Genomic DNA, 23,287 nt, shown 5'->3' with positions numbered 1-23,287 from the left:
TCCTCAGTTCAGGGCTACGGTCGCGGCACGCAGGCTTTCGCCCCCATCCATCACCTCGGCCGACAGGGCGTGGACGTCGGGCAGAAGCGTCTCCGCCATGAAACGGGCCAGTGCGGCGCGCGAAGGGACGTCGGCGTCCGCCAGCGCGCCCTTGGCGAGATAGCAGTTGCCGGCCGTCAGCGAGAACAGGCGCTGGTATGCGGTGGCGCCGGCCAGCGCCGCGCCGGTTTCGCCCCGCGCCATCCATTCGAGCAGACGCTCCGTCGTCTCGCGCAGCGCGGCGATGGCGGCGCGCAGGCGCTCCGCCGACCGGCCGAAATCCGGCCGGTTGCTTTGCTCGACGCTCGTCACGATCTCTTCGAGCTCCGCGATGTAGGCGCGCACAGTCTCGCCGCCGGACAGCGGCAGCTTGCGCGTCACGAGGTCGATTGCCTGGATGCCGTTGGTGCCCTCGTAGATCGGTGCGATGCGCGCGTCGCGCAGGAGCCGCGCGGCGCCTGTCTCCTCCACGAACCCCATGCCGCCATGAACCTGGATACCGAGCGAAGCGACCTCGACGCCGACGTCGGTCGGGAAGCTCTTTGCCATCGGCGTCAGAAGGCTCGCCCGCTCCGCCCAGAAGCGCTTGTCGTCGCCGTCCTGGCGCGATCGATCGATCGCATGACCGCAGGAGTAGGCGATCGCCCGGGCCGATCCGACGAGCGCCTTCATCGTGAGGAGCATGCGCGCGACGTCGGCGTGCTCGACGATCGGGGCCATGTCCGTCGTGCCGGGGACGGCCGAGCGGCCCTGCCGGCGCTCGCGGGCGAAGTCCAGCGCCTTCTGGAAGGCCGCCTGCGCGACGCCGAGACCCTGGATTCCGACATAGAGGCGCGCCGAGTTCATCATCGTGAACATGCAGGCGAGACCCTTGTTCTCCTCGCCGACCAGCCAGCCGACGGCACCCGCCTCCCCCGTCTCGCCGATGCCGTCGCCATACACCATGGTGCAGGTCGGCGAGGCGTGGATGCCAAGCTTGTGCTCGATCGACTGGCAGAACACGTCGTTGCGGGCTCCGAGCGAGCCGTCCGCGTTGACGAGGCGCTTGGGAACCAGGAACAGCGAGATACCCTTCACGCCGGCCGGGGCGTCGGGCAACCGCGCGAGGACGAGGTGCACGATGTTGTCGGTCAGGTCGTGCTCGCCGAAGGTGATGAAGATCTTCGAGCCGAAGAGGCGATAGGTGCCGTCGTCCCGCCGCTCGGCCTGCGTGCGCAGCGCCGAGAGGTCCGAGCCGGCCTGTGGCTCAGTGAGGTTCATCGTGCCCATCCATTCGCCGGACACGAGCTTTTCGAGATAGGTCGCACGGAGCGCGTCCGTGCCATGCGCCTCCAGCGCGTCGACCGCGCCGAGCGTCAGGGTCGGCCCGATGCCGAAGGCCATCGACGCGCCGTTCCACATCTCGTAGATCGCGGCCGACAGGGAGGTCGGCAGGCCCTGCCCGCCATGATCCACCGGACCGGTCAAGCCGTTCCAGCCGCCGTCGATCCAGCGGTGATAGAGGTCGCGCCAGCCCGGCGGCATGGTCACCGCGCCGTCGCGCCAGACGGCGCCGGTCTTGTCGCCCCCAGCGGCCATGGGGGCGATCTCGCTATCGGCGAACCGTCCGGCCTCGTCCAGGATCGCGTCGAGGAGATCGGGCGTCAGGTCGCCCGTCGCGCCTCGCGCCATCGCCTCCTCCAGCCCCGCCACATGCCGAAGCGTGAAGCTGATCTCGCCCACCGGTGCCCGATACATTCGTCTTCCTCCCGAACGCCATAGCTTGGCTCATGGCTACCGGACTTTGACGTGAACGTCAAAATTTCAAACGGTCGCGTCAGAGACGGTCCCAACCGGCGTCCGGCCGGAACCGTGGCACATGCGCCATTTCGAGTTCACGCAGCCGCGCGATCACTGTGTCGACACCGCGCTCGCGGGCATATCGGATCGGACCACCGCGGAACGGGGCGAACCCTGTGCCGAAGACCATCGCGCCGTCGGCGATCTCCTCGCTCTCCACCACGCCTTCGCGCAGGCACGCGACGACGGTGTTGACCATCGGCAGGATCAGCCGATCCTCGAGGTCGGGATCGTCGACCGAGCCGTCCGGCAGGGCATCCGGGTGGATCTTCTTCGGCTTGCCGTCCGTGTCGTAATCGTAGAGCCCCGCACCCGTCTTCACACCGAGACGGCCCTCGCGCACCATCTGGTGGAGCCAGCCCGGCATCTCCGGCAGCGGCATGCCGAGCCGCTCGGCCAGCGTCTGTGCGACCTCGACCGCGATGTCGAGCCCGACGCGATCGGCGAGTTCGATCGGCCCCATCGGCATGCCGAAGGCTTCGGCGCATGCATCGATCCGCTCTTTCGGAATGCCCTCGCCCATCAGGAGGATCGCCTCGGCGATGTAGGGGGTCAGCGCCCGGTTCACGAGGAAGCCGGCGCTGGGCCTCACCGGCGCCGGCAGGCGTGAAATCTCTGCGACGAAGCTCGTCGCGCGGCGCAACGTCTCGGGCGAGAGCCCATCGTGCCGGACTACCTCGACCAGCTGCATCCGCGATACGGGATTGAAGAAGTGCAGGCCGACGAACCGCGAGGGATCGGCGAGCCCCACGGCGAGGTCGGGCAGCGGCAGAGCCGACGTGTTGGAGGCGAGGAGCGCGCCGGGCTTCATCCGCACCTCGGCATCGCGCAGGATCGATTGTTTGAGGTCCAGCCGCTCCGGGGCCGCCTCGATCACGAGATCGGCGCCGGCAATGCCGAAGCCGGCTGGATCGGGCACCAGCCGGTCCAGCGCGTCGCGAACCTTGAGCTTGTCCTTCAGCGTCTTCTCCAGCATCGACGCCGCCTTGCGCAGCGCTTCGCCGATCGGCTTCGCATCGATATCGGACAGGGAGACACGGAAGCCTTCCCGCGCTGCCCAGGCCGCGATGTCGCCGCCCATCGCGCCCGCACCGATGACGTGGACACGTCGAATCCCGGATGGTCCGTCCTTCAGGCCGCGCATCGCCTCGCGCAGGAAGAAGACGCGGACGAGGTTGCGCGAGGTCGGCGTCTCGATGAGCTGCGAGAAGCTTTCGAGTTCGGCCGCGCGCATGCGATCCGCGCTGCCGCCGTGGGCTTCCCAGAGATCGATCAGCCGGAACGGGGCCGGGTAGTTCTCCGGTCGCGCCGCCTTCGCGGCTTGCGCACGCATGCGCCGGGCAGCGAGGCTACGGGCCGGACGCAGCGCGAAGGCCTGGCCCTTCCAGCCGGCGCCAGCCGGATGAAGCTCGCCGCCAACCGCCGCGCGCACGGCGTTGAGAACGTGGCGTTCTTCCAACACGGCATCAACCAATCCGATCCGCCGCGCGCGTCGCGCGGTCGCGCTCTTGCCGGTCAGCATCATCGTCATCGCTTCTAACGAATCGGCCACCGCGTGCGAGCGGAACGTTCCGCCGAGCCCCGGATGAAGGCCGAGCATGACCTCCGGGAAGCCGAGCGACGCGTCGGACACCGCGATGCGGAGGCGGCAGGCGAGCGCGATCTCCAGCCCGGCCCCGAGACAGTGACCATGGATCACGGCGACGGTCGGCATCGGCAGGGCGGCCAGCCGGTCGAGGACACGGTGGCCCTCACCCAGCATCGCGGCGATCTCGGCGCTGCCCGCGCCGACGAACTGGGCGATGTCGGCACCGGCGGCGAAGCCCGACGGCTTGGCGGAGCGGATCACGATGCCACGCGGCGGTGCGGCCTCCGCGCCATCGATCAGAGCGTCGAGCTCTTCGAGGACGCTTCGATCGATCGTGTTGACGGATCTGCCCGGCCGGTCGAGGACCCACCAGGCGACCCCGTCCTCATCAATCGCTTGGCGCCAGTTGCCCTGACGTTCGACGTCGGCGGCGCCGGATAGTTCGAGTTTGCGATCCGACAGCGCCTTGAGGAGACTTGCGCCGGTCATGTGGAGGTCATTGGCCTTCATGCGGCCTCCAGGAGCAGCGCGCCGCCCTGACCACCGCCGACGCACTGGCTGGCGATCCCGTAGCGGGTACCGCGGCGGCGCATGGCGTTGGCGAGGTGGAGCGTGATGCGGTTGCCGGATGTGCCGACAGGATGCCCCAGCGCAATGGCGCCGCCGTCGACGTTCAACCGGTCGGCCGCGATCTCGCCGACGGCGCCCTCGAACCCGAGCACCTCGCGCCCGACGCGCTCGTCGCCGAGCGCCCGGACGCAGGCGAGGACCTGAGCAGCGAACGCCTCATTGATCTCGAACAGCCCGATTTCGAACGGCGAAAGCCTATTTTCCTTGAGAAGCGCCGCGATCGCGATCACCGGTCCCAATCCCATGATCGACGGGTCGAGCGCGCCCCAGCGGCAATCGACGATCCGCGCAAGAGGTGTCAGTCCGTGCCGGGCGGCCGCCTCCTCCGAAGCAAGAAGCGTCCAGCTCGCGCCGTCGGTGATCTGCGAGGAATTGCCGGCGGTGACGTTGCCATAGGGCCGCTCGAACACCGGCTTCAGGCCGCCGAGGCTGCGCGCGGTGGAATCGGGCCGCACGCCGTCGTCTCGGTCGAAGACGCGCCCGTCACGCGAGAAGGCTGGAACGACTTCGTCCGCGAAGGTGCCGTCCGCCTGCGCGGCGGCGAGCCTGCGATGGCTTTCGGCGGCGTACTCGTCCGCCTCGCGCCGCGTAACGCCGAAGAGGTGGCCGACCTTCTCGGCGGTCTGGCCCATGTTCAGGTCGGTGATCGGATCGGTCAGGCCGCGCTCCAGCCCGATAACGGGCTTGAGGTATCCGGGCTTCAGTCCCGCGAGAGCCCTCAGCCGTGCGCCGGTCGAACGGGCGGCGTTGAGGCGCGCGAACCACTGGACCGCATCGCCGCTCAGCACCAGCGGCGAGTGGCTGAGCGCCTCCGCCCCGCCCGCCAGCGCGATCTCCGAGCGGCCGTCCGCGACGGCGCGCATCGCGTCGTCGATCGCAAGCATGCCGGAGCCGCAATTGATCTGGACCGTGTGTGCCGGGACGGTATCGGACAGTCCGAGGCGCAGCGCCGCGACGCGCGCCGGGTTCATCTCATCGGCGATGACGTTGACGCATCCAAGCACCACGAGATCGATCAGAGCGGGATCGAACCCCTGACGCATCAACAGTGGGCGACCGCACTGGACTGCGAGATCGACCGGCGTGAAAGGTCCCGGCTTGCCACGCGCCTTGATGAAGGGCGTGCGGGCACCGTCGACGAGATAGACGGCTCTCGTCATTCGGCGGCCTCGGCGCGCGCGTCGTCGTCCCGGCGTTCGTGGTCGGCGCGCCGATGCTGCGCGGCGAGCGGCGACACCATCTCCATCGGGAAGCTGTCCACCGCCACCGCGCGCGCGACCGCGGCCTCGGCGACGGCGAGTTCCTCGAACTCTTCCGGTGTGATGACGCCGGCCTCCAGCGCTGCCTGCGAATCACGCAGCTTGGCTTCGCGCATCCGCTTGGCGATCGCAGCGGTCTCGGTCACCTTCGTGAACGCCTCTTCGAGAACGGCGATCGGATGGTCGGGTCGTCCTTCGCCGAGATAGAGATCCGGCGTCAGCCGGTCCCGCTGCGATGACGGACGCATCAGGATTTCAGCGACCTCCGTCACCAGCTCGTCGGCCGGCGGGCGGAGCGGAACGCCGAGCGGAAAGGCGATGATGCGGGCTCCCATCGCGGCCCAGCGCGCCGGCAGGTTGGCGAAGACGCCGGCGAAGGCGAGGCCCATCCGGTTGAAGCCTCGTTGCATCACGAACTCGACGACCGGCTTGTCGACCTCCGGGCGGCCATCCGTCTCGAAGCGCTTCAGCGTGGCGCCGAGGAGATAGAGTTCCGACAGGATGTCGCCGAGACGAGCCGAGATCATCTCGCGCCGCTTGAGGCTGCCGCCAAGCGTCAACAATGCGAGGTCGGCCAGCATGGAGAATGTCGCGGCATAACGGGTCAGCTGCCGCCAATGGCTGGTGAACGCGGAGCCACGCGGCGCAGGCGCGGCGAGCCCACCGGTCCAGCCGAACAGGAACGTGCGCAGGAGGTTCGTCGTGGAATGACCGACGTGCTTCCAGAAATGCCGGTCGAACTCGGCCAGCCCCATTTCACGGTCGGGGTTGGACAAAGCACGCATCTCGTCGAGCATGTGAGGGTGGGCACGGATCGCACCCTGCCCGAAGATCATCAGGTTACGGGTGAGGATGTTGGCGCCCTCGACCGTGATGCCGATCGGAACCGAGCGGTGCGAGGCGCCGATCGGATTGGACGGCCCGTCGATGATCGCCTTGCCGCCCAGAATGTCCATCGCGTGCGCGACGGACTTGCGCATCAACTCGGTCGCGTTCTGCTTCATGATAGCGGAGATGACGGAAGGCCGATGCCCTTCATCGAGCGCGGCGACCGTCAGCCTGCGTGCGGCGTCCACCTGATAGGCATTGGCGGCAAGTTCCGCGAGCGGCTCCTGGATGCCTTCGAACATGCCGATGGGCAGGCCGAACTGCTGGCGCACGCGCGCATAGGCGCCGGCCATGCGCGCGGTCATCGCCGTCGCCGAAGCGGCCTGCGAGGGCAGCGAGATGCCGCGCCCGGTCGCCAGCGCCTTCATCAGCATGGTCCAACCCTCGCCGATCTGCGCTTCGCCGCCGAGGATCCAGTCCATTGGAATGAACACGTCCTCCCCGTAGAGCGGCCCGTTCTGGAAGAAGGTAAATTGCGGGATATGTCGGTCGCCGTGGCGCACGCCCGGCGTCGTCGTCGGGATCAGGGCGACCGTGATGCCAAGGTTCTCGCCTCGGCCGAGATGGCCCTCGGGGTCGAACAGCTTGAACGCAAGGCCCATCACGGTCGCGACGGGCGCGAGCGTGATGTAGCGCTTGGCGAAGTTCAGACGGATGCCAAGCGTCCGCTGCCCCTCGAACTCGCCATACTCCACGACGCCGCGATCCGTCATCGCCGCCGCATCCGAGCCGGCCCGGTCGGAGGTGAGGCCGAAGCATGGGATCTCGCGCCCGTCGGCAAGGCGCGGCAGCCAGTGGTCGCGCTGCGCCTGCGTGCCGAAATGCAGCATGAGTTCGCCGGGGCCGAGCGAGTTCGGCACCATGACAGTCACGCCGACCGCCACGCTCGCCGACGACACCTTTCGCACCACCTCGGAATGGGCCGTATTGGAGAAGCCAAGGCCGCCGTATTCCTTCGGAATGATCATCCCGAAGAACTTTTCTCGTTTCAGGAAATCCCAGATTTCCGGAGGCAGATCATGATCTTCCCAGACGATCTTCCACTCGTCGATCATCGCGCAGAGTTCGGTGACTGGGCCGTCGAGGAAGGCCTGTTCCTCGTCCGTCAGCCGCGCCGGGGGCATGGCGAGAAGCCTGTCCCAATCGGGAGCGCCGCTGAAGAGCTCGCCGTCCCACCAGACCGTGCCGGCATCGATCGCTTTGGCTTCGGTGTCCGAGATCGGCGGCATGGCGGTCTGAGCCCAACGGAAGATCGGGCGGGTCAGACGCCTTTTTCGAAACGACATGGTTCTCCTCCCACGGGTCGCCGGCCGCGCGATGCGCTCGTTCGTCACATATGGTGGCGAGCGGTCAATGCCATGCCGTTCACGTCAATGTCGGTCGGTTCATCCCCGCGCGCGATGCGCGATGTCGCGGCGGCAGAAGCCGTCCGGCCAGTCGACGGCGTCGACGAGGGCGTAGGCGCGCTCGATCGCCCGACCGATGTCGGCATCACGCGCCGTGGCGTTCAAGACACGACCGCCGTTGGCGACGAGTCGCCCGTCCTTCAAGGCCGTTCCTGCGTGGAAGACGATCTCGCCCTCGCCCTCCTCCGGGACGGAACCGATGGCCGTCCCCTTCTCCACCGCGCCGGGATAGCCCTTGGCGGCGAGAACCACCGTGACCGCAGGTTCCGGCGACCAGCGCGGTTCCAGCTCTTCGAGCGAGCCGGTGGCCGCGGTGAGAAGGATGGGCAGGAGATCGCTTTCAAGCCGCATCATCAGCACCTGCGCTTCCGGGTCGCCGAAGCGGACGTTGTATTCGATGAGTTTCGGCCCTTCGGCGGTCAGCATCAGGCCGGCATAAAGAACGCCGCGGAACGGCGTGCCGAGGTCGCGCATGCCCTCCAGGGTCGGGCGCACGATCTCGCGCATCGCTCGCTCGGTCATTTCCGGGGTCATCAGGCCGGAGGGCGAGTAGGCGCCCATCCCGCCGGTGTTCGGTCCCCGGTCGCCATCGAAAGCGCGCTTGTGGTCTTCCGCCGTGCCGAAGGCGATCGCGTTCTCGCCGTCGCAGAGGCAGAAGAGCGAGGCCTCCGGCCCCACCATGCACTCCTCGACCACCACTTCGACGCCATCAGCAGCGTCGGCGAAGCAGTCGTCGACGGCACAACACGCTTCGTCGACGGTCGCGGCGACCGTCACGCCCTTGCCGGCGGCCAGCCCGTCCGCCTTGACCACGATCGGCGCGCCCTCTGCCGTCACATAGGCCTTCGCCTCCCCGGCATTCGAGAAGCGACGGTAGCGCGCGGTCGGGATGTCCTTCCTGGCGCACAGATCCTTGGTGAAGCCTTTGGACCCTTCGAGGCGCGCGGCGGCGGCGCTCGGACCGAACACGGCGATGTCGACCTCGCGTAGAGCGTCGGCGAGCCCGGCGACGAGCGGCACTTCCGGCCCGACGACCACCAGGCCGATCGCCTCGCGCTTGCAGAAAGCCACGACGGCCGCATGGTCGGCGGCATCGAGGGGGACGAGTTCCGCGACCTTCGCGATTCCTGGGTTGCCCGGCGCGGCAAAGAGGCGGCCGAGTTCGGCCGACTGCCGCAACTTCCAGGCCAGCGCATGTTCGCGGCCACCGGAGCCGATCAGAAGGACGTCGATAGCCATGATGTTTCCATGCCCGTTGCGCGAAGAGCGACCATGGGGCGGCGATAGAGGCTCGGTGCGCGGGGGGTCAAGTGATTTGCCCGCTCCGCCGGCCGGGGCTTGACGGGATGGACCTCGGCGGGCTTTTGCCTGTCCCATGCGTTTTCAGGATGATTCAAGGGGAAACCCGGTCGACCGGGTGGTGGATGCCCCGTCCGAGAACTGGGTCTACCGCCTGCTGCCCCGGGCGCTCTGGCCCTATGCGCAGCTGGCGCGCTGGGACCGGCCGATCGGCTGGCAGCTTCTTCTCTGGCCCTGCTGGTGGTCGGCAGCGCTGGCGCCCCAATGGGCGGCACCCTCGGCCGTGCACACCGGGCTACCGGACCTCTGGCACCTCATCCTGTTCCTGATCGGCTCCATCGCCATGCGCGGCGCCGGCTGCACCTACAACGACCTCGTGGACCAGAAAATCGACGCGACGGTCGCGCGCACCCGATCGCGCCCATTGCCGTCGGGCCGGGTCACACCCGGACGTGCGAAGGCGTTCCTGGTGGCACAGGCGCTGGTCGGCCTCCTCGTCGTTGTGCAATTCAATCTCTTCGCGATTGTGCTCGGCATCGCGTCGCTCGGGGTCGTCGCGGTCTATCCGTTCTTGAAACGGGTGACGGACTGGCCGCAACTCGGCCTGGGCTTCGCCTTCTCATGGGGCGCGCTGATGGGCTGGGCGGCCTTCTGGGGCACGCTCTCCTTGAGCCCGCTCCTGCTTTATCTTGGGGCGGTGCTCTGGACGGTCGGCTACGACACGATCTACGCCCATCAGGACCGCGAGGACGACGCCCTCGTCGGCGTACGCTCGACGGCACGGCTGTTCGGTCGACGCACCAAAACGGCGCTGGTTCTCCTCTACGGCGGCGCGCTCGTCCTCTTCGCGCTGGCCTTCCGGCAGGCGGGCGTGGGCAGCGCCGGTCCCGCGTGGCCGGCCTATGCCGGGCTGCTCCTCGGGGCCGTGCAGATGGGCTGGCAGATCCGCAGCCTCGACATCGACAATGCCGACGAGTGTCTGAAGCTCTTCAAGTCGAACGGACTGTTCGGCTGGATCATCTTCCTCGGGCTGGTCTTCTCCAGCCTGTGGATGCTCTCGTTCCCCCGCCTCTACTGACGGGTCAGCCGCGGGCGATGATCTCCTCGCCCTGAACCATCAGGCGTACGCCGAGACCACCCGGCTTGCGACGGGCGAGGAAGCGCGGGCGACGGCCGCGGTGGGCGTTGCCGCGGCGTTCGATCGGATCGTTGCGGCGGACCTGGCCGAGCGAGTCCTCCAGCGCCGTCACCGAGCCGTCGGCCTCGACCATCAGCATCGGCAGGCGAAAGAGTTCGGACCAGCCGCGCCAGTCGGCCGCGACGTCGTAGAGGTCGGAGGCGACGAGAAGGGGCACCGACATCGTCGGGTCTTCGTGATGCAGTTCGAGCGTGACGGTGATCTCGCCTTCGCCGTTCTCCATCGCGCGGGCCGCGATCCCGCGGAACGAGCGGGCGGCGAGAGCGATCGACACCGGCAGGCCGCTCTTCTGCAGCGTGCGCCGGATCACCGCGCCGCGGCGATCGATCCGGTAGGAGACGACCTCGCCGTCCTGCACCAGTTCGAAGCTCTGCTTGCGGTCGGCAAGCGCGGGATCGAGGCGGATCGGCGTGCTGGCCCACTCGGGCTTCACGGACGTCTGATGGTGAACCACGCTCATGTCGTGTCCTCGTCTGTTGATCCGCAGACCTTGAGAGGTCTTGCTCATTCGGCCGATGTATCCCGGCCTTCGATGCTTGCAGACTAACGAGAGCGAGTTGCGCTCGGGCTAAGAAGTTCAGTTAAGTGAACCTGACCAACATCAGGGTGTCCAAACCGTAACTTTGAAGAGAACTTTAAACAAGCTTTCCGGGGTTCAGGATTCCGAAAGGATCGAAGAGCCGCTTGATGCCGCGCATCAGTTCCATCTCCAGCGCGGGCTTCGTCCGGGCCAGCTCGTCGCGCTTCAGCTGGCCGATGCCGTGCTCGGCGGCGAAGCTGCCGTCCATGTCCGCGACGATGCCGTGCACCAGCGCGTTGATTTCGCCCCAGCGGTCGAGGAAGCCCTGCTTGTCGGCGCCGACGGGCTGCGACAGGTTGTAATGGATGTTGCCGTCGCCAAGGTGCCCGAACGAGACGATTCGAACCCCCGGGATCGCCGCGCTCACCGCCGCATCTGCCCGGCTCAGGAACTCCGGCACTCTCGCCACCGGCACCGACACGTCGTGCTTAATCGATCCACCTTCCGGCTTCTGCGCCCAGCTCATCTCTTCGCGCATGCGCCAGAAGAGTGTCGCGTCGGCCCCGGACTGCGCGATCGTGGCATCTTCGATCTCGCCGGCTTCGAGGGCGCCGGACAGGATGCCCTCCATCGTCTCGCGCGCATCGTCGCCGGACCGGTTGGACGAGACTTCGAGGAGCACGTACCAGGCGTGCGGACCGGCCAAGGGATCGCGTGCGCCGCGTGTGTGGCGCACGGTGAACTCCATCGCCAGCCGCGGCATGATCTCGAAGGCGGTGAGCTGCGTTCCGGCTGCACCTTCAGCGCGCGCCAAGAGTGAAAGCATCGCTTCCGATGAGGCGAGGCCGGCATAGGCGACCTCACGCCCCTTCGGCTTCGGGAACAGCCGCAGCACCGCGCCGGTGATGACGCCGAGCGTGCCCTCCGAGCCGATCAGAAGCTGCCGAAGATCGTAGCCGCGATTGTCCTTCTTGAGGCGGCGGAGGCCGTGGAAGACCTCGCCCGAGGCGAGAACCGCCTCGACCCCGAGGCAGAGTTCGCGGCTGTTGCCATAGGCGATGACCCCGGTCCCGCCCGCATTGGATGCCAGATTGCCGCCGATCTGGCAGGACCCTTCCGAGCCGAGCGACATGGGAAAGAGCAGCCCCGCCTCGTCGGCCGCCTCCTGCACCCGCTGGAGCACGACGCCCGCATCCACGGTGATCGTATGGCCCGCGGCATCGAGGTCGCGGATCCGGTCGAGGCGCGACAGGGACAGGACGATCTCGGCCTCGGAGCGTGGCATCTGGCCGCCGACATGACCGGTGTTCCCGCCCTGCGGCACGACCGGCGTCCGTGTCTCGGAAGCGAGCTTCAGGATCGCCGAAACCTCCTCCACCGTTCCCGGTCGCAGAACGAGCCGGGAGCGGCCGGGGAAGAGGTCGCGCGTCTCCTTCAGATAGGGCGCAAGATCCGCCGCTTCGGTCAGCGCGCGGCCGGGCGGAACGAGCGCGGCGAAGCGGTCGCGAAGGGCGTCGGAAAGCGGGAGGGGAGCGAGCTCGGTCATGAGCGAGGTTTAGGCCCCTGCCCGCCGCGCGTCGAGATCAGCGATCGGCAGCGGCGCGCGACAGACGGTCGTTGATCGCTTCGCCGAGGCCCTCGCGTGGAATAGGCGCCACCGCGATCCGCTCGATCTCAGGCGCGTCGAAGGTCGACAGCGCGTCGAACAGGCGGCTTGCGGCCTCGCGGAGGTCGCCCGTCTCGCTCAACTGGAAGACGGCGGCCGCGCGCGCCGCGGCGGCTTCCGGGAGACGACCGAAGGCGACGAAGTGCTCGCCGGCCAGCGGTTCGGGTGCATCCAGCCGAACACGACCGTGCGGCGCGTAATGCGAGCGCATCTGGCCCGGTGCGACGATCGTGTGGCCGTCGTGCCGCCGGACGGGAAGCCCGCTGGCCGCCTCGATCTCAGCAGCCGTCACTGCCCCCGGTCGCAGAAGCACGACATGGTCGCTCCGTGGCTGCACGATCGTCGATTCGATGCCGTGCGCAGCCGCGCCCGCATCGGCCACCGCCTCGATGCGCCCGTCCAGCGTGCGCAGGACGTGCGCGGCCGAAGTCGGGCTGACGCGGCCGGACCGATTGGCGCTCGGAGCGGCGACGGCCCGGTCGAGATACGCGAGGATGCGCGACAGCCCGCCTTGCGGCGAGCGAAGGGCGACAGTCGGCAGATCCGCGGTCACCAGCGGATGAAGCGGCGCGCCGGGCCGCAGCGGCAGGACGATCGTCAGCGGGCCCGGCCAGAAGGCTTCCATCAATCGATGAGCCAGCGCGTCGGTTACCGCGTAGCGTTCGGCCATCGGGCGTCCGGTGACGTGAGCGATCAGAGGATTGAAGCGGGGCCGCCCCTTCGCCTCGAAAATGCGCGCCACGGCTTCGCCGTTCGCCGCGTCGGCGGCGAGCCCGTAGACCGTCTCGGTCGGCACCGCGACAAGCTCGCCGCGCGCCAACCGCTCGGCCACGTCGCGTTCGGCGGCTTCGCCCTGAAGCGGAATGGTGCGGGTTTCCATCATCCGACGGGTTTAGAGGCAGGCAGCCCCATCGGAAAGCACCCCCACGCCATTTTCAGGCAAGGTGGCGGCCCGAGAATCGGATGGGTGAGATCGACAAGGGTGGCAGGCGTCAACGGGTCGCGCGGAACGCCGATGCTACCCGCCGTTCAGGCGCGGCAAAGCTGGACAGGATGGTCCAGCCGCCGCGAGGGGCCGAAAGCTCGGCCCGCTCCTCCGGCTTCTTCTCCTCGACCGGCTTGTCGCCGGGCACGCCTTCGACCGCCGTCTCGGCAGCCTTCATCAATTCCAGGATCCGGGACTTCAACTCGGCTCCCTTGACCGGAGTCGCCGACGCTGCAGGCGTCGTCATCGCGGCGTCTCCTTCGACCTTCTCGTCGCTCAGGATCTCGCGGACAGCCTGCATTTCCTCGCGGAGCTGGCCGATCGTTCCAATCGCCTGCGCAGATCCTGCCACAGGGCGATCGGCGGGGGGCGCCGGCTCGGTCTTCGCCCCTTGCGTCACCGCCGAAAGGATCGGCGAAGGGTGCTCGGCCGCCTTCTTCTCCTCGAGAGCGGTCTCGGTGAGAAGCTTGAGCGGATCGATCGGCGCGTGGGTCGAAGGCCCGTAAGCGGCAGCCAGCGTCCCCGGCACGGTCTCGCCGCCGGCCTGCGCCTCGCCCGGCTTGGCAAGCGCAGCAACGTCCTCGGCGATCGCGGCCACCGCGCCGCGCGCCTCCTCGCCGACCTTGGCGATCAGCGCCCCGGTATCGGGAAGCGGTTCTGGCTCCGGCGCCACAAGGCCGTCGAACGGCCAGGCCTTCTTCAGATCCTCGACGTTCATGGCCGCGACATTCACGTCGATGTCGTCTTTCGCGCCGGCGACGCGATAGGGGCAGGCGCGCTTGTTGCAGTTGTGCATCGAGGAGAACTGCCACAGGGCGTACTTGTCCCAGTGGCCTTCCGGAAAGACGCCCGTCAGGTCGTCGCGATAGCGCGCGTACCAGAGCTGAAGCCGCGAGAGGAGCGGATAGGTCTCCTTGTTCTCAGCGATATAGGCGGCGGTCGAACCGTTGGTGTAGAGCACCGGATAGCGGTCGAGGCGGATCTTGATCTGGCGGGCGAACTCCTCGGCCTCGGCGAGCGACATCCACTGCGTCGGGTCGTTGTCCTCGATGTCGAGGGCGATCAGCTCGTCGGCTTCGGGCTTGGCGAAATCGATGAAGTGGTCGGCCTGCTCGCGCGGGTTGCCCGGACGGCCGAGATGGTAGGCACCCCACTTCAAACCCAGCGTCTTCGCCATCTCGCGGCGGGTCATGTAGAGTTCCTGCGTGACCGAATACTTCCACCACCGGTTCTTGCAGAGCTTCTCGTCGTCGCCCGACATGCCGCGGCACGACCAGGCAGGCGCCAGACCATCGGACGCCTTGTTGATGAAGGCGGCAATCCGCTTGTCGCCGGTCATCTGCTTCCAGTTGATCGGATTGAACTCGTAGGCGTCGATCACGAGGGCACGGGTGTCGTCGCGCCAGGGTCGGTCGAATTCCGCTTTCGCGGGGCTCAGGCCGGCCATCATCGTTCCTGCTGCGATGGCGCAAACCCAGCGCATGGCAACCGCACAGGCGGCGCGCATTCTCGGCATTCGGGCATCCCCTCGTCGGGCCGGCGGTCCCTAGGGGCGCGCCAAGCGAGATCAGGTCAGTCGAAACGAAGCCCAGCCGACTGCGGCTGGCCCCACCCCTCCATGAGAAGATCGAAGGGCCCGCAGGCAACTTCGATCGCGGCGATCCTTCTACCGCCAATTCGGCGGGTTGCAGGCGACGCGATCACAATTTGTTTCACGAAAGCGCGATCGGTGAGCTTCGCCAGCCACCGATCCTCGCGCGCAAGGCTTGCGCAGGGCTTAGAGCCCTCGCGGAGAATCATCCGCCGGCGAATCAGCCGGCGACGCGCGAGAGATCGGCGAGCCGACCGGCCGCCGAGCGAATGCGGGCAAGAAGCGCCAGGCGGTTCGCGCGTACGCTCTCGTCCTCGGCGTTGACCAGAACCTTCTCAAAGAAGGCGTCGGCCGGGGCCCGGAGCTTGGCGAGAGCCGCCGTCGCGCGGGTGTAGTCCTCGACCCGCATCGCGGCATCGAGTTCCGTTTCTGCCTCGACGATCGCAGCATGCAGCGCGCGCTCCTCGGGTTCGACGAAACGTCCGGGGTCGACCGACGTGGCAACCTGCGTGCCCTTCTTCTCTTCGGCGGCGAGGATGTTGGCGGCCCGGCGATAGGCGGACAGGAGGTTCGCACCGTCGTCCGTCTCGAGCAGGCGACCGAGTTCGGCCACCCGGCGCGAGACGTCGAGAAGATCGTCCTTGCCCTCGCCCGCGCCCCCCAGAACCGCATCCACGAGATCGTGGCGCGCGCCCTGCTCGCGCAACTGCACCTTCAGGCGGTCGTGGAAGAACGACAGGAGGTCGCCGGACGTCAGCAGCGATCCCAGCTGCAACCGGAGCTGGTTGTCGAGGATGATGCGGATGACACCGAGCGCGGCACGGCGGAGCGCGTAAGGATCCTTTGAGCCCGTCGGCTTCTCGTCGATCGACCAGAAGCCGACCAGCGTGTCGAGCTTGTCCGCAAGCGCCACCGCGATCGCGACCGGGTCGGCCGGCACGCTGTCGCCCGGTCCCTGCGGCTTGTAGTGATCGACCAGCGCCCTCTGGACCGACGCCGGCTCGTTCTGGAGCGCGGCGTATTTCTGGCCCATCAGCCCCTGGAGTTCCGGAAACTCGCCAACGGCCTCGGTGGTGAGATCGGCCTTCGCCAGCACGGCCGCGCGCCGCGCTTCGCTGGCGTCCGCGTCGACCATGGGCGCCAGAACAGCGGCGAGGTCCGCGATGCGACCGACGCGCTGTCCCTGCGTTCCAAGCTTCGCATGGAAGGTGACGCCGAGCGCGTCGAGCTTCGCCATGCGCTGGTCGAGAGGCTTTGAAAGGTCGAGGCCGAAGCGCTCGGCCGAAGCGGCGAGCGCTTCGCTATCCGGCAGCGCGCCTTGGTCGGTGTTCCAGAAGTACAGGGCGTCCGACAGACGCGCGCGCACGACCTTTCCGTTGCCGCGCGCGATCTCGGCGCCATGGTCGGCCGCCTCGATGTTGGCGACCAACAGGAAGTGGTTCGACAGGCCGTCCTGTCCGCGACGTCGCGTGACGAAGCATTTCTGGTTGGTGCGGATCGTCAGCTGGATCATCTCGGCCGGAATTTCGAGGAACGTCTCCTCAAAGCTGCCGACCAGCACGACGGGCCACTCGACAAGGCCGGAGACCTCTTCCAGCAGCCCCTCGTCAGCCACGACCTCGAGCCCCTGCGCGAAGGCGAGATTGTCGGCGTCGGTGCGGATGATCTCCTTCCGGCGCTCGGCATCGAGCACGACATAGGCCTTCTCGAGCTGGCCGATATAGTCCTCGAACCGGCGCACCTTGAACTCGGCCGGCGCATGGAAGCGATGCCCGACCGTCCGGTCGCCGGAGCGGATGCCCGCCACCTCGAAATCGATGACCGCCGTCTCGCCGTTCTCCGGCCCGAAGACGCAGAGGATCGACTGGAGCGGGCGAACCCAGCGCAGGGAGCCCGGCTCGCGCGAGGCGACACCCCAGCGCATCGACTTCGGCCAAGGGAAGTCGCGGATGATGCCAGGCATCGCCTCCGCGACGATCTCCTCGGCCGGACGGCCCGGCTTCTCGATCACGGCGACGAAGAACTCGCCCTTCTTGCCGTCGCTGCGCCGCTCGGCCTGATCGACCGAGGCAAGCCCGGCGCCCTTCAGGAAGCCTTCGATGGCCTTCCCGGGCGCGTCGGTGCGCGGCCCCTTGCGCTCTTCGCGGGTGTCCTTGGACCTTGCGTCAAGCCCGCGGATGTCGAGGGTGATGCGCCGCGGCGTCCAGTATTCGCGGGCCCCTTCGTAGGTCAGCCCGGCCGCGACGAGGGCGTCGGTCACCGCCTTCTTCAAGTCGCCCGCCGCCTTGCGCTGCATGCGGGCGGGGATCTCTTCGGAACGAAGTTCGAGAAGGAGGTCGGGCATGGGCTGTCACACGTCGCGTCTGGAGGCAATCGCGTGGGGTCACACCATGCCGCCGGCCGGATTGCAAGCTCCGGCCGGCCGTGGGCGCGTCGGTTCAGAGGCGGCCCTGAAGCGTGTCGCACTGCTTCATGTCTCCGGAGGTGAGGCCCCGCCGGAACCACTCCACCCGTTGCGCCGAGGTGCCGTGGGTGAAGCTGTCGGGGACGACGGTCCCCTGGCTGCGCTCCTGCAGCGTGTCGTCGCCGATCTGGCTGGCGGCGTTCAGGGCTTCCTCGACGTCGCCGTCCTGAACGAAGCCGGCCTGCTGCGTGTCGTGCGCCCAGATGCCGGCATAGCAGTCGGCCTGCAGTTCGACGCGCACCGAGATGGCGTTCGCGTCCGTCTCAGACGACTGCTGGCGCAGTTCGGTCGTGCGCTGCAGGGTGCCGAGAAGGTTCTGGACGTGATGCCCGACCTCATGCGCGATGACATAAGCCTGCGCGAAATCGCCCGGCGAATTCAGCTGGCCTTGAAGCTGCCGGAAGAAGGCGAGGTCGATGTAGAGCTTCTGGTCGTTCGGGCAGTAGAACGGACCGGACGCCGAGGTCGCGTTGCCGCAGGCAGAAGCGACCTGCCGGTCGAACAGGACGAGCGTCGGCTCGCGATAGGTCTGGCCCATCTGGCTGAAACGCGCGTTCCAGACGTCCTCGGTATCGCCCAGCACCACAGCGACGAAGTTGTCCGTCTCGTCTGACGTCCCCGAAACGCCCGGCCCTTGGCGCGACGCCGTCTGCGTGCTCGTCGTGGTCGTGCCGTCGTCCATGCCGATCACCGACAGCGGGTTGATACCGAAGCCGATCCACAACACGGCCAGGATGATGATCAGGCCGATGCCCCCGCCCCCGCCTGCGCGAATGGGGATCCGCATTCCCCCGCCGCCGAACCCGCCGCCGCCACCGGTTCCGCGACGGTCCTCGATATTGTTGCTTTCGCGTCGGCCGCGCCATTCCATGTCCGCACTCCCGGCAAGGGTCCCTTATGGTCGCAGATAGGCGCGGGTGCCTTGGAGGGAATGACGAAAACGTGCTCGCAACGCGATCGAACCCTCACCACATCTCTTGGGACGACGTCAGACGACGTTTCGAGAGGAGCCAGGAACTGCCATGACCGCCTTTGCCGATACCGGAACCGTGTGGGCCGAGGATCGCGAGCGCCGCATCGCCCGCCTCAACGCGCTCGCCCGCTTGATGGACACGGCCATCCGCGTCCCGGGCACCGACATTCGCTTCGGCGCCGACGCCCTGCTTGGCCTCGTGCCGGGCATCGGCGACGCCGGCGGCGCGTTGATCGGCCTCTTCATCGTCAACGAGGCTAGGCGCCTCGGCCTGCCGAAGCGCAAGCTGGCTCGTATGGTGGGCAATCTCGGGGTGGACGCGATGTTCGGCGCCGTTCCACTGGCGGGCGACGTGTTTGACGTCTACTTCAAGGCCCACAAGCGCAATATCGGGATCATTCTCGACCACTTCGACATGACAAGGGCGGACATCCGGGACGTCACGCCCGAGCGCCGGTAAGCTCTAGTCGGCCATCGTCTCGAGACTTGCGAACCCTTCGGCGCGCTCGCCCGCGTCGAAGGGGGTCTCCACTTCGACGAACGTGTCGGGATAGAACCCGTTGAATCGCGTACGCAGCGATAGCGAGTAGGCTCCGATATGGCCGATCTCGATCCAGTCGCCTGTGTCCACCGTCTCGGGAAGCCAGAAGGGACGCGAGAGGATATCGACCGAGTCGCAGGTCGCGCCGCACACGCGGAAGGCGCTGATCGTATCTGGATTGCCGTTACGCGACGTGCGGGCTGGATCCGGAATGAAACGAGCGGGCAGCGTGATCTTGCCGGTCCACGAGTCCGACAATGACGCCCAGATCCCGTCGTTGATGTAGAGCCGCCGTCCTTTGCGCAGGAGCACGCGGACGATCAAGGAGAAGGCGCGCGCCACCACGACGCGCCCAGGCTCGGCGACCAACGGTAGGTCGGAGAAGCCCCATTCGGTCATGTCGGCGCGCAGACGCGACATGATCTCGTCGAGCCCGGGCATGTCGCGCTTCTTGCGGCGCGGGTCGTGGCCATATTCGGCTGGGAAGCCGCCGCCGACGTCGAGGCCGGCCAGCGGGACGTCGGCCCGGTTGCGCACCCAGTCGGCGGACGCGAGTGCCCGCTCGTAGGTCTCCGGATCCTCGATCTGCGATCCCACGTGGAAGCAAAGACCGACCTTGAAACCGATCTTGTGGCAGCGCTGCAGAAGCTCCACGGCGTGAGCGGGGGCCGCACCGAACTTCTTGGAGAGCTCGTAGGCTGCGTGACCCTTCGTCTGGAGACGAACGAAGATCGTGATGCTGCCGGGGTCGAGATCCAGGGCACGCACGATGCGCAGGATCTTGGCGATCTCGTCCTCGTGGTCGAGCGACATCACCCGGATGCCATAGCGTTCCAGAGCCAAGCGGATGTCGGACTGGGCCTTGATCGGATGCATGTAGAGCATCTCGGCGTCCGGCGCGACGGCGCGCACGGCTTCGAACTCGCCCGGCGAGGCCACGTCGAAGGTCTTCACGCCCGCCTTCGCCAGAGCCTCGAGGACCATCGGCTCGCCGTTGGTCTTCACCGCATAGGCGGTCTCACCAGGAAACGCATCCATGAACTGGCGTGCATCCGCCACGAGGACGTCCGGCCGGAAGCAGTAGACCGGCACGTCGGGGCGAAGCGCCAGCGCGGCGTCCTTGGCGGTCTCGAATCGTTGCAATGGAACTCTCCGCGGCGGTGAATGGCGGGAGATAATCCTCCTGCATGTCAGGAGGAAGACCGATTCCGAAACGCGGCCGCCGCCAATTTTTCACGAATGCGACAATCGGAAGACGTTTTTGCTCCGCCAGCCACGCATGCCCGCAACGAAACGTCTTTTACGAAGTTGAAGGGTTGATTAACATCCGTAACAACTCGTGAGCAGGAGGCTGAACTTGGAACTCACACGGTCCGTGAATTTCCTCATGATCTGCGCGGCCTTCGTCTTCATCGCCGCCATGGTGACGGGCGTGATCTCCTAAGGGAGTGCGGCGATAGCCATCGACGAAAAAGGCCGGGTCTCTGACCCGGCCTTTTTCGTGCGCGGCCCAAGGCTCAGGCCGCCGCCGCCTCATCGACCCGAGCGGTCTCGCGAAGGCCCAGGATGTGGCAGATGGAATAGACGAGGTCCGCCCGGTTCATCGTGTAGAAGTGGAAGTCGGACACGCCGCGATCGACGAGGTCGAGCACCTGTTCGGCGCACACGGCAGCCGCCACATGGCTGCGCGTCTGGGCGTCGTTCTCCAAGCCCTCGAAGCGTTCGGCCAGCCAGAGTGGGATCGAGGTTCCCGTCGCGGCCGAGAAGCGGGCGATCTTGCTGAAGTCGTGAATGGGCACGATCCCCGGAACGATTGGAACATAGATGCCGGCACGACGCGCCCGCTCGACGTAGCGCTCGTAGAGGTCGTTGTCGAAGAAGAACTGGGTGATGGCCCGTGTCGCGCCGTTGTCGACCTTGCGCTTCAGAAGGTCGATGTCGGTTGCGAAATCCGGGCTTTCCGGATGCTTCTCCGGATAAGCCGACACCGAAACCTCGATCTCTGGGTCGATCGCCTTGATGCCCGCTGCCAGTTCCGCCCCGTTCCGGTAGCCCTCGGAATGCGGCACGTAGGCGCTGCCGGCGCCGCCCTGCCCGTCCCCGCGCAGGGCCACGAAATGCTTCACGCCCGTCGCGCGGTACTGCCGCACAACCTCATCGACCTCGGCACGGCTCGCATCGACGCAGGTCAGATGCGCGGCCGGAGCCAGATCCGTTTCCTTCAGAATCCGCTCGACGGTGTGATGCGTGCGCTCACGCGTCGAACCACCCGCGCCATAGGTGACGGAGACAAAATCCGGATGCAGCGGCGCGAGGCGCTCGATGGCCGACCAGAGCGACTGCTCCATCGCGGGCGTCTTGGGCGGAAAGAACTCGAAGGAGACCCGGATGGGCGGACGCGTATCGCGGCGTTGAATCATGGTGTCTTCCTCAGGCGACGGCCAGCGCGGACTCTGCGTCCGCAAGTTCGTTCGAAGTTTCGGTCGGCCGGCGGCCGACGATCACGGTGACGGTCAGACGCCCCGCTTCGTCATCGTGGGGCGGCAGGGTCTTCAAAGTTTCGACCACCAGTCCGGCCCTGTGCATCCAGTGTCGCAGTGCCGCCTCGCTGAAGCCGAGGCGCAGATGCGCATGCTCGGCTCGCAGGAACTCCAGCGCATGCGGAGCGAAGTCCACCACGGCCAGCCGCCCGCCGGGACGCAGGGCCCCGGCGCATTCGCGCACAGCGGCTGCCGGGTCGTCGAGATAGTGCAGCACCTGGTGAAGCGTGACGAGGTCGAAGCTGCCGCGCGGGCCCGGCAGCCGATACACATCCCCCTGCCGCACCGTGGCCTGCGTGACGCCCGCAGCGTCCAGTTTCGCCCGCGCGATCGCCAGCATCTCGCGTGAGGCATCCACGCCGATCGCGCGCTCCGAGAACGGCGCCAGAAGTTCGAGCATACGGCCGGTGCCCGTGCCGACATCGAGATGCGCCTCGAACCGCCCCGCCGACGCGAGCGCCGTCATGAGGGCCCTCTCAACGTCCGCATCAGGCACATGAAGCGAGCGGATCCGATCCCAATGCTCGGCATTGCGGGCAAAGTAGCTCGCCGCCCTCTCGGCTCGCTCGCGCCGGACGGCAGTCAAGCGTTCCCGATCCTGCGACAAGGCGCTATCGTCGCCGCCGACATTGTCCTTCAGCGAATGCACCAGCCGTCCCGCGAGCGGACGATCCGAAAGTCGGAAATAGGCCCAGGACCCTTCCTGATGGCGGTCCACGACACCCGCTTCCACCAGAAGCTTGAGGTGACGAGAAATCCGGGGTTGCGACTGGCCGAGGATGGCGGTCAAATCGGAGACGGTCAGATCCTGTTCCGATACGAGGAGCACGAGCCGGAACCGCGTCGGTTCGGCCAGCGCCTTCATCATCTCAACGGCGTCGTCGAAGGAGGCGGGCATGCGGTCTCCTTTCGCGACGCCTCAAAGATATAAAGATATGTTTATATGTGAACGCGCCACGCCGCAAGTGCGACCGGCGACACGTGGCGACGCATGACGGATCAAACCGACAAGCGCTCTGGCGAGGTGCAGTTCGCCGTCGATCCGGCAAAAGTGCCGGACGCGTCGCTTGCATATATCGGTCGCGTGCGTTCGCCCTGGACCGAGCGATCGCAATGTCCTCGCAACCTGCGAGAGGCGCGAGAGCGTGGCAGTGGCGGGCGAGCGCTGATCGACCCACCCTTCCGCCCTGCGCTCGAAGGCTTGAACGTCGGCGACTGGGTCCACCTTCTGACGTGGCTCGACCGCAGCCGGCGGGATCTGGCGTTGCAGATGCCGCGCCATGCGGAACGACCCAAGGGCACGTTCGCTCTGCGCTCACCTGTCAGACCGAACCCGATCGGCCTTCACCTGGTGCATCTGGTGGAGATCGACCTGTCCAGCGGCGTGCTCACCCTCGACGCCATCGACGTTCTCGACGGCACGCCGCTCATCGATCTCAAGCCCTATCTTCCCGGTGTCGATCGCCCGCCGGAGACCTGATGCCCACCGAACGCCAGAAATCCATCGCGCGGCAGTTGACCCAACTGATTCCCCGCGTCCCGTTCGTCGATGCCGAGGCGATCCGCGAGGCGGCTGGCTGGCGGCATATGCGGGAGCTGCCGACGGCAAGTGCCCTGTGGTTATCGACGCTGGCGCATATCCGGCATCAGCATACCGACTACGACGATCTGCGCGACGAGGGTTACGAGCGGGACGAGGCCCTGTTCTTCGTCATCGACGAGATCAATGCGGTTCTCGACCGATGGGGGTCGACCCGGCAGTTGACGTCGGAGCCCGGCGAAGACGAGTTCGAAGCCGTCGAAGACGATCCGGAAGGCAGGATCGAGCCCAGGCAGCGACCGCGGCCCGACGCCGACTGAT

General features: G+C 67.3%; 18 protein-coding genes. 4 read left to right on the top strand and 14 right to left on the bottom strand.

Going from position 1 to position 23,287, the window contains the following annotated elements; genetic code table 11:
- Window positions 1-3: 3 nt before the first annotated feature.
- From ACLNGM_RS13370 to purD, 5 genes are all read right to left on the bottom strand, one after another.
- Window positions 4-1,776, bottom strand: a complete 1,773-nt coding sequence (locus ACLNGM_RS13370) for an acyl-CoA dehydrogenase (protein ID WP_416355294.1) — start codon at window positions 1,774-1,776, stop codon at window positions 4-6.
- Window positions 1,777-1,855: 79 nt separating this feature from the next.
- Window positions 1,856-3,976: a 3-hydroxyacyl-CoA dehydrogenase NAD-binding domain-containing protein gene (locus tag ACLNGM_RS13365; protein ID WP_416355293.1), complete on the bottom strand. Its 2,121-nt coding sequence runs from the start codon at window positions 3,974-3,976 to the stop codon at window positions 1,856-1,858.
- Window positions 3,973-5,256 carry an acetyl-CoA C-acetyltransferase gene (locus ACLNGM_RS13360; protein ID WP_416355292.1) on the bottom strand — a complete coding sequence of 428 codons (1,284 nt, stop codon included), beginning with the start codon at window positions 5,254-5,256 and terminating at the stop codon, window positions 3,973-3,975. The genes ACLNGM_RS13365 and ACLNGM_RS13360 overlap by 4 nt, the downstream gene beginning before the upstream one ends.
- A complete protein-coding gene (locus ACLNGM_RS13355; protein WP_416355291.1) occupies window positions 5,253-7,529 on the bottom strand; it encodes an acyl-CoA dehydrogenase in 2,277 nt (758 codons plus the stop codon). The genes ACLNGM_RS13360 and ACLNGM_RS13355 overlap by 4 nt, the downstream gene beginning before the upstream one ends.
- A 99-nt stretch (window positions 7,530-7,628) precedes the next feature.
- On the bottom strand, window positions 7,629-8,882 hold the full coding sequence (gene purD / locus ACLNGM_RS13350) for a phosphoribosylamine--glycine ligase (RefSeq protein ID WP_416358449.1): 1,254 nt from the start codon (window positions 8,880-8,882) through the stop codon (window positions 7,629-7,631).
- Window positions 8,883-9,024: 142 nt separating this feature from the next.
- Here purD and ubiA point away from each other — a divergent pair, with 142 nt between their 5' ends.
- Window positions 9,025-10,026, top strand: a complete 1,002-nt coding sequence (gene ubiA / locus ACLNGM_RS13345; protein ID WP_416355290.1) for a 4-hydroxybenzoate octaprenyltransferase — start codon at window positions 9,025-9,027, stop codon at window positions 10,024-10,026.
- Window positions 10,027-10,030: 4 nt separating this feature from the next.
- Here ubiA and ACLNGM_RS13340 read toward each other — a convergent pair whose 3' ends face one another.
- From ACLNGM_RS13340 to ACLNGM_RS13315, 6 genes are all read right to left on the bottom strand, one after another.
- Window positions 10,031-10,606 (bottom strand): DUF6101 family protein, encoded by a 576-nt coding sequence (locus ACLNGM_RS13340; RefSeq protein ID WP_416355289.1) that lies wholly within the window; start codon window positions 10,604-10,606, stop codon window positions 10,031-10,033.
- A gap of 175 nt (window positions 10,607-10,781) precedes the next feature.
- Window positions 10,782-12,212, bottom strand: a complete 1,431-nt coding sequence (locus tag ACLNGM_RS13335) for an FAD-binding oxidoreductase (protein WP_416355288.1) — start codon at window positions 12,210-12,212, stop codon at window positions 10,782-10,784.
- Between the two features lie 37 nt (window positions 12,213-12,249).
- Window positions 12,250-13,215 carry an L-threonylcarbamoyladenylate synthase gene (locus ACLNGM_RS13330; protein WP_416355287.1) on the bottom strand — a complete coding sequence of 322 codons (966 nt, stop codon included), beginning with the start codon at window positions 13,213-13,215 and terminating at the stop codon, window positions 12,250-12,252.
- 109 nt (window positions 13,216-13,324) lie between these two features.
- Window positions 13,325-14,764, bottom strand: a complete 1,440-nt coding sequence (locus ACLNGM_RS13325; protein WP_416355286.1) for a glycoside hydrolase family 25 protein — start codon at window positions 14,762-14,764, stop codon at window positions 13,325-13,327.
- A gap of 364 nt (window positions 14,765-15,128) precedes the next feature.
- The gene (gene glyS, locus ACLNGM_RS13320; protein WP_416355285.1) at window positions 15,129-17,252 is read right to left on the bottom strand and encodes a glycine--tRNA ligase subunit beta; all 2,124 of its coding nucleotides are present in this window, start codon (window positions 17,250-17,252) and stop codon (window positions 15,129-15,131) included.
- A 94-nt stretch (window positions 17,253-17,346) separates the two neighbouring features.
- Complete coding sequence (locus tag ACLNGM_RS13315) at window positions 17,347-18,243, bottom strand: neutral zinc metallopeptidase (RefSeq protein WP_416355284.1); 897 nt, start codon at window positions 18,241-18,243, stop codon at window positions 17,347-17,349.
- Between the two features lie 151 nt (window positions 18,244-18,394).
- Between ACLNGM_RS13315 and ACLNGM_RS13310 the strand changes: the two genes are divergently transcribed.
- Window positions 18,395-18,805, top strand: coding sequence for a DUF4112 domain-containing protein (locus ACLNGM_RS13310; protein ID WP_416355283.1), 411 nt, complete (start codon window positions 18,395-18,397; stop codon window positions 18,803-18,805).
- Between the two features lie 3 nt (window positions 18,806-18,808).
- Here the strand turns inward: ACLNGM_RS13310 and ACLNGM_RS13305 are convergent, their stop codons facing one another.
- The 3 genes from ACLNGM_RS13305 to ACLNGM_RS13295 all read right to left on the bottom strand — a co-directional run bounded on the left by ACLNGM_RS13305 (window position 18,809) and on the right by ACLNGM_RS13295 (window position 22,324).
- A complete protein-coding gene (locus tag ACLNGM_RS13305; RefSeq protein WP_416355282.1) occupies window positions 18,809-20,029 on the bottom strand; it encodes an alanine racemase in 1,221 nt (406 codons plus the stop codon).
- 374 nt (window positions 20,030-20,403) lie between these two features.
- Window positions 20,404-21,306, bottom strand: coding sequence for a methylenetetrahydrofolate reductase [NAD(P)H] (metF, locus tag ACLNGM_RS13300; protein ID WP_090964011.1), 903 nt, complete (start codon window positions 21,304-21,306; stop codon window positions 20,404-20,406).
- Between the two features lie 10 nt (window positions 21,307-21,316).
- Entirely contained in the window at window positions 21,317-22,324 is a 1,008-nt protein-coding gene (locus tag ACLNGM_RS13295) for an ArsR/SmtB family transcription factor (protein WP_416355281.1), read from the bottom strand.
- Between the two features lie 93 nt (window positions 22,325-22,417).
- Between ACLNGM_RS13295 and tsaA the strand changes: the two genes are divergently transcribed.
- Together tsaA and ACLNGM_RS13285 are read left to right on the top strand one after the other, a co-directional pair.
- Window positions 22,418-22,906 (top strand): tRNA (N6-threonylcarbamoyladenosine(37)-N6)-methyltransferase TrmO, encoded by a 489-nt coding sequence (gene tsaA, locus ACLNGM_RS13290; protein ID WP_416355280.1) that lies wholly within the window; start codon window positions 22,418-22,420, stop codon window positions 22,904-22,906.
- Window positions 22,906-23,286, top strand: a complete 381-nt coding sequence (locus ACLNGM_RS13285) for a DUF2293 domain-containing protein (protein ID WP_416355279.1) — start codon at window positions 22,906-22,908, stop codon at window positions 23,284-23,286. The genes tsaA and ACLNGM_RS13285 overlap by 1 nt, the downstream gene beginning before the upstream one ends.
- The last annotated feature ends 1 nt before the right edge of the window (window position 23,287 follow it).

The sequence above is a fragment of the Aureimonas phyllosphaerae genome (genome assembly GCF_047943035.1).
GTDB classification, from domain to species: domain Bacteria; phylum Pseudomonadota; class Alphaproteobacteria; order Rhizobiales; family Rhizobiaceae; genus Aureimonas; species Aureimonas phyllosphaerae.
The sequence above is the reverse complement of the archived record's forward strand: the minus strand, read 5'-3'. Positions and strand labels throughout refer to the sequence as shown.

Bases quoted from the DNA above. Each gene is read 5' to 3' on its own strand.
- ACLNGM_RS13335 (WP_416355288.1), bottom strand. From the start codon at position 12,212: ATGACCGAGCTCGCTCCCCTCCCGCTTTCCGACGCCCTTCGCGACCGC.
- ACLNGM_RS13340 (WP_416355289.1), bottom strand. From the start codon at position 10,606: ATGAGCGTGGTTCACCATCAGACGTCCGTGAAGCCCGAGTGGGCCAGC.
- ACLNGM_RS13315 (WP_416355284.1), bottom strand. From the start codon at position 18,243: ATGGAATGGCGCGGCCGACGCGAAAGCAACAATATCGAGGACCGTCGC.
- ACLNGM_RS13325 (WP_416355286.1), bottom strand. From the start codon at position 14,764: ATGGCCGGCCTGAGCCCCGCGAAAGCGGAATTCGACCGACCCTGGCGC.
- ACLNGM_RS13295 (WP_416355281.1), bottom strand. From the start codon at position 22,324: ATGCCCGCCTCCTTCGACGACGCCGTTGAGATGATGAAGGCGCTGGCC.
- ACLNGM_RS13370 (WP_416355294.1), bottom strand. From the start codon at position 1,776: ATGTATCGGGCACCGGTGGGCGAGATCAGCTTCACGCTTCGGCATGTG.
- ACLNGM_RS13310 (WP_416355283.1), top strand. From the start codon at position 18,395: ATGACCGCCTTTGCCGATACCGGAACCGTGTGGGCCGAGGATCGCGAG.
- ACLNGM_RS13330 (WP_416355287.1), bottom strand. From the start codon at position 13,215: ATGATGGAAACCCGCACCATTCCGCTTCAGGGCGAAGCCGCCGAACGC.
- ubiA (WP_416355290.1), top strand. From the start codon at position 9,025: ATGCGTTTTCAGGATGATTCAAGGGGAAACCCGGTCGACCGGGTGGTG.
- glyS (WP_416355285.1), bottom strand. From the start codon at position 17,252: ATGCCCGACCTCCTTCTCGAACTTCGTTCCGAAGAGATCCCCGCCCGC.
- ACLNGM_RS13365 (WP_416355293.1), bottom strand. From the start codon at position 3,976: ATGAAGGCCAATGACCTCCACATGACCGGCGCAAGTCTCCTCAAGGCG.
- ACLNGM_RS13355 (WP_416355291.1), bottom strand. From the start codon at position 7,529: ATGTCGTTTCGAAAAAGGCGTCTGACCCGCCCGATCTTCCGTTGGGCT.
- tsaA (WP_416355280.1), top strand. From the start codon at position 22,418: ATGACGGATCAAACCGACAAGCGCTCTGGCGAGGTGCAGTTCGCCGTC.
- ACLNGM_RS13360 (WP_416355292.1), bottom strand. From the start codon at position 5,256: ATGACGAGAGCCGTCTATCTCGTCGACGGTGCCCGCACGCCCTTCATC.
- ACLNGM_RS13285 (WP_416355279.1), top strand. From the start codon at position 22,906: ATGCCCACCGAACGCCAGAAATCCATCGCGCGGCAGTTGACCCAACTG.
- metF (WP_090964011.1), bottom strand. From the start codon at position 21,306: ATGATTCAACGCCGCGATACGCGTCCGCCCATCCGGGTCTCCTTCGAG.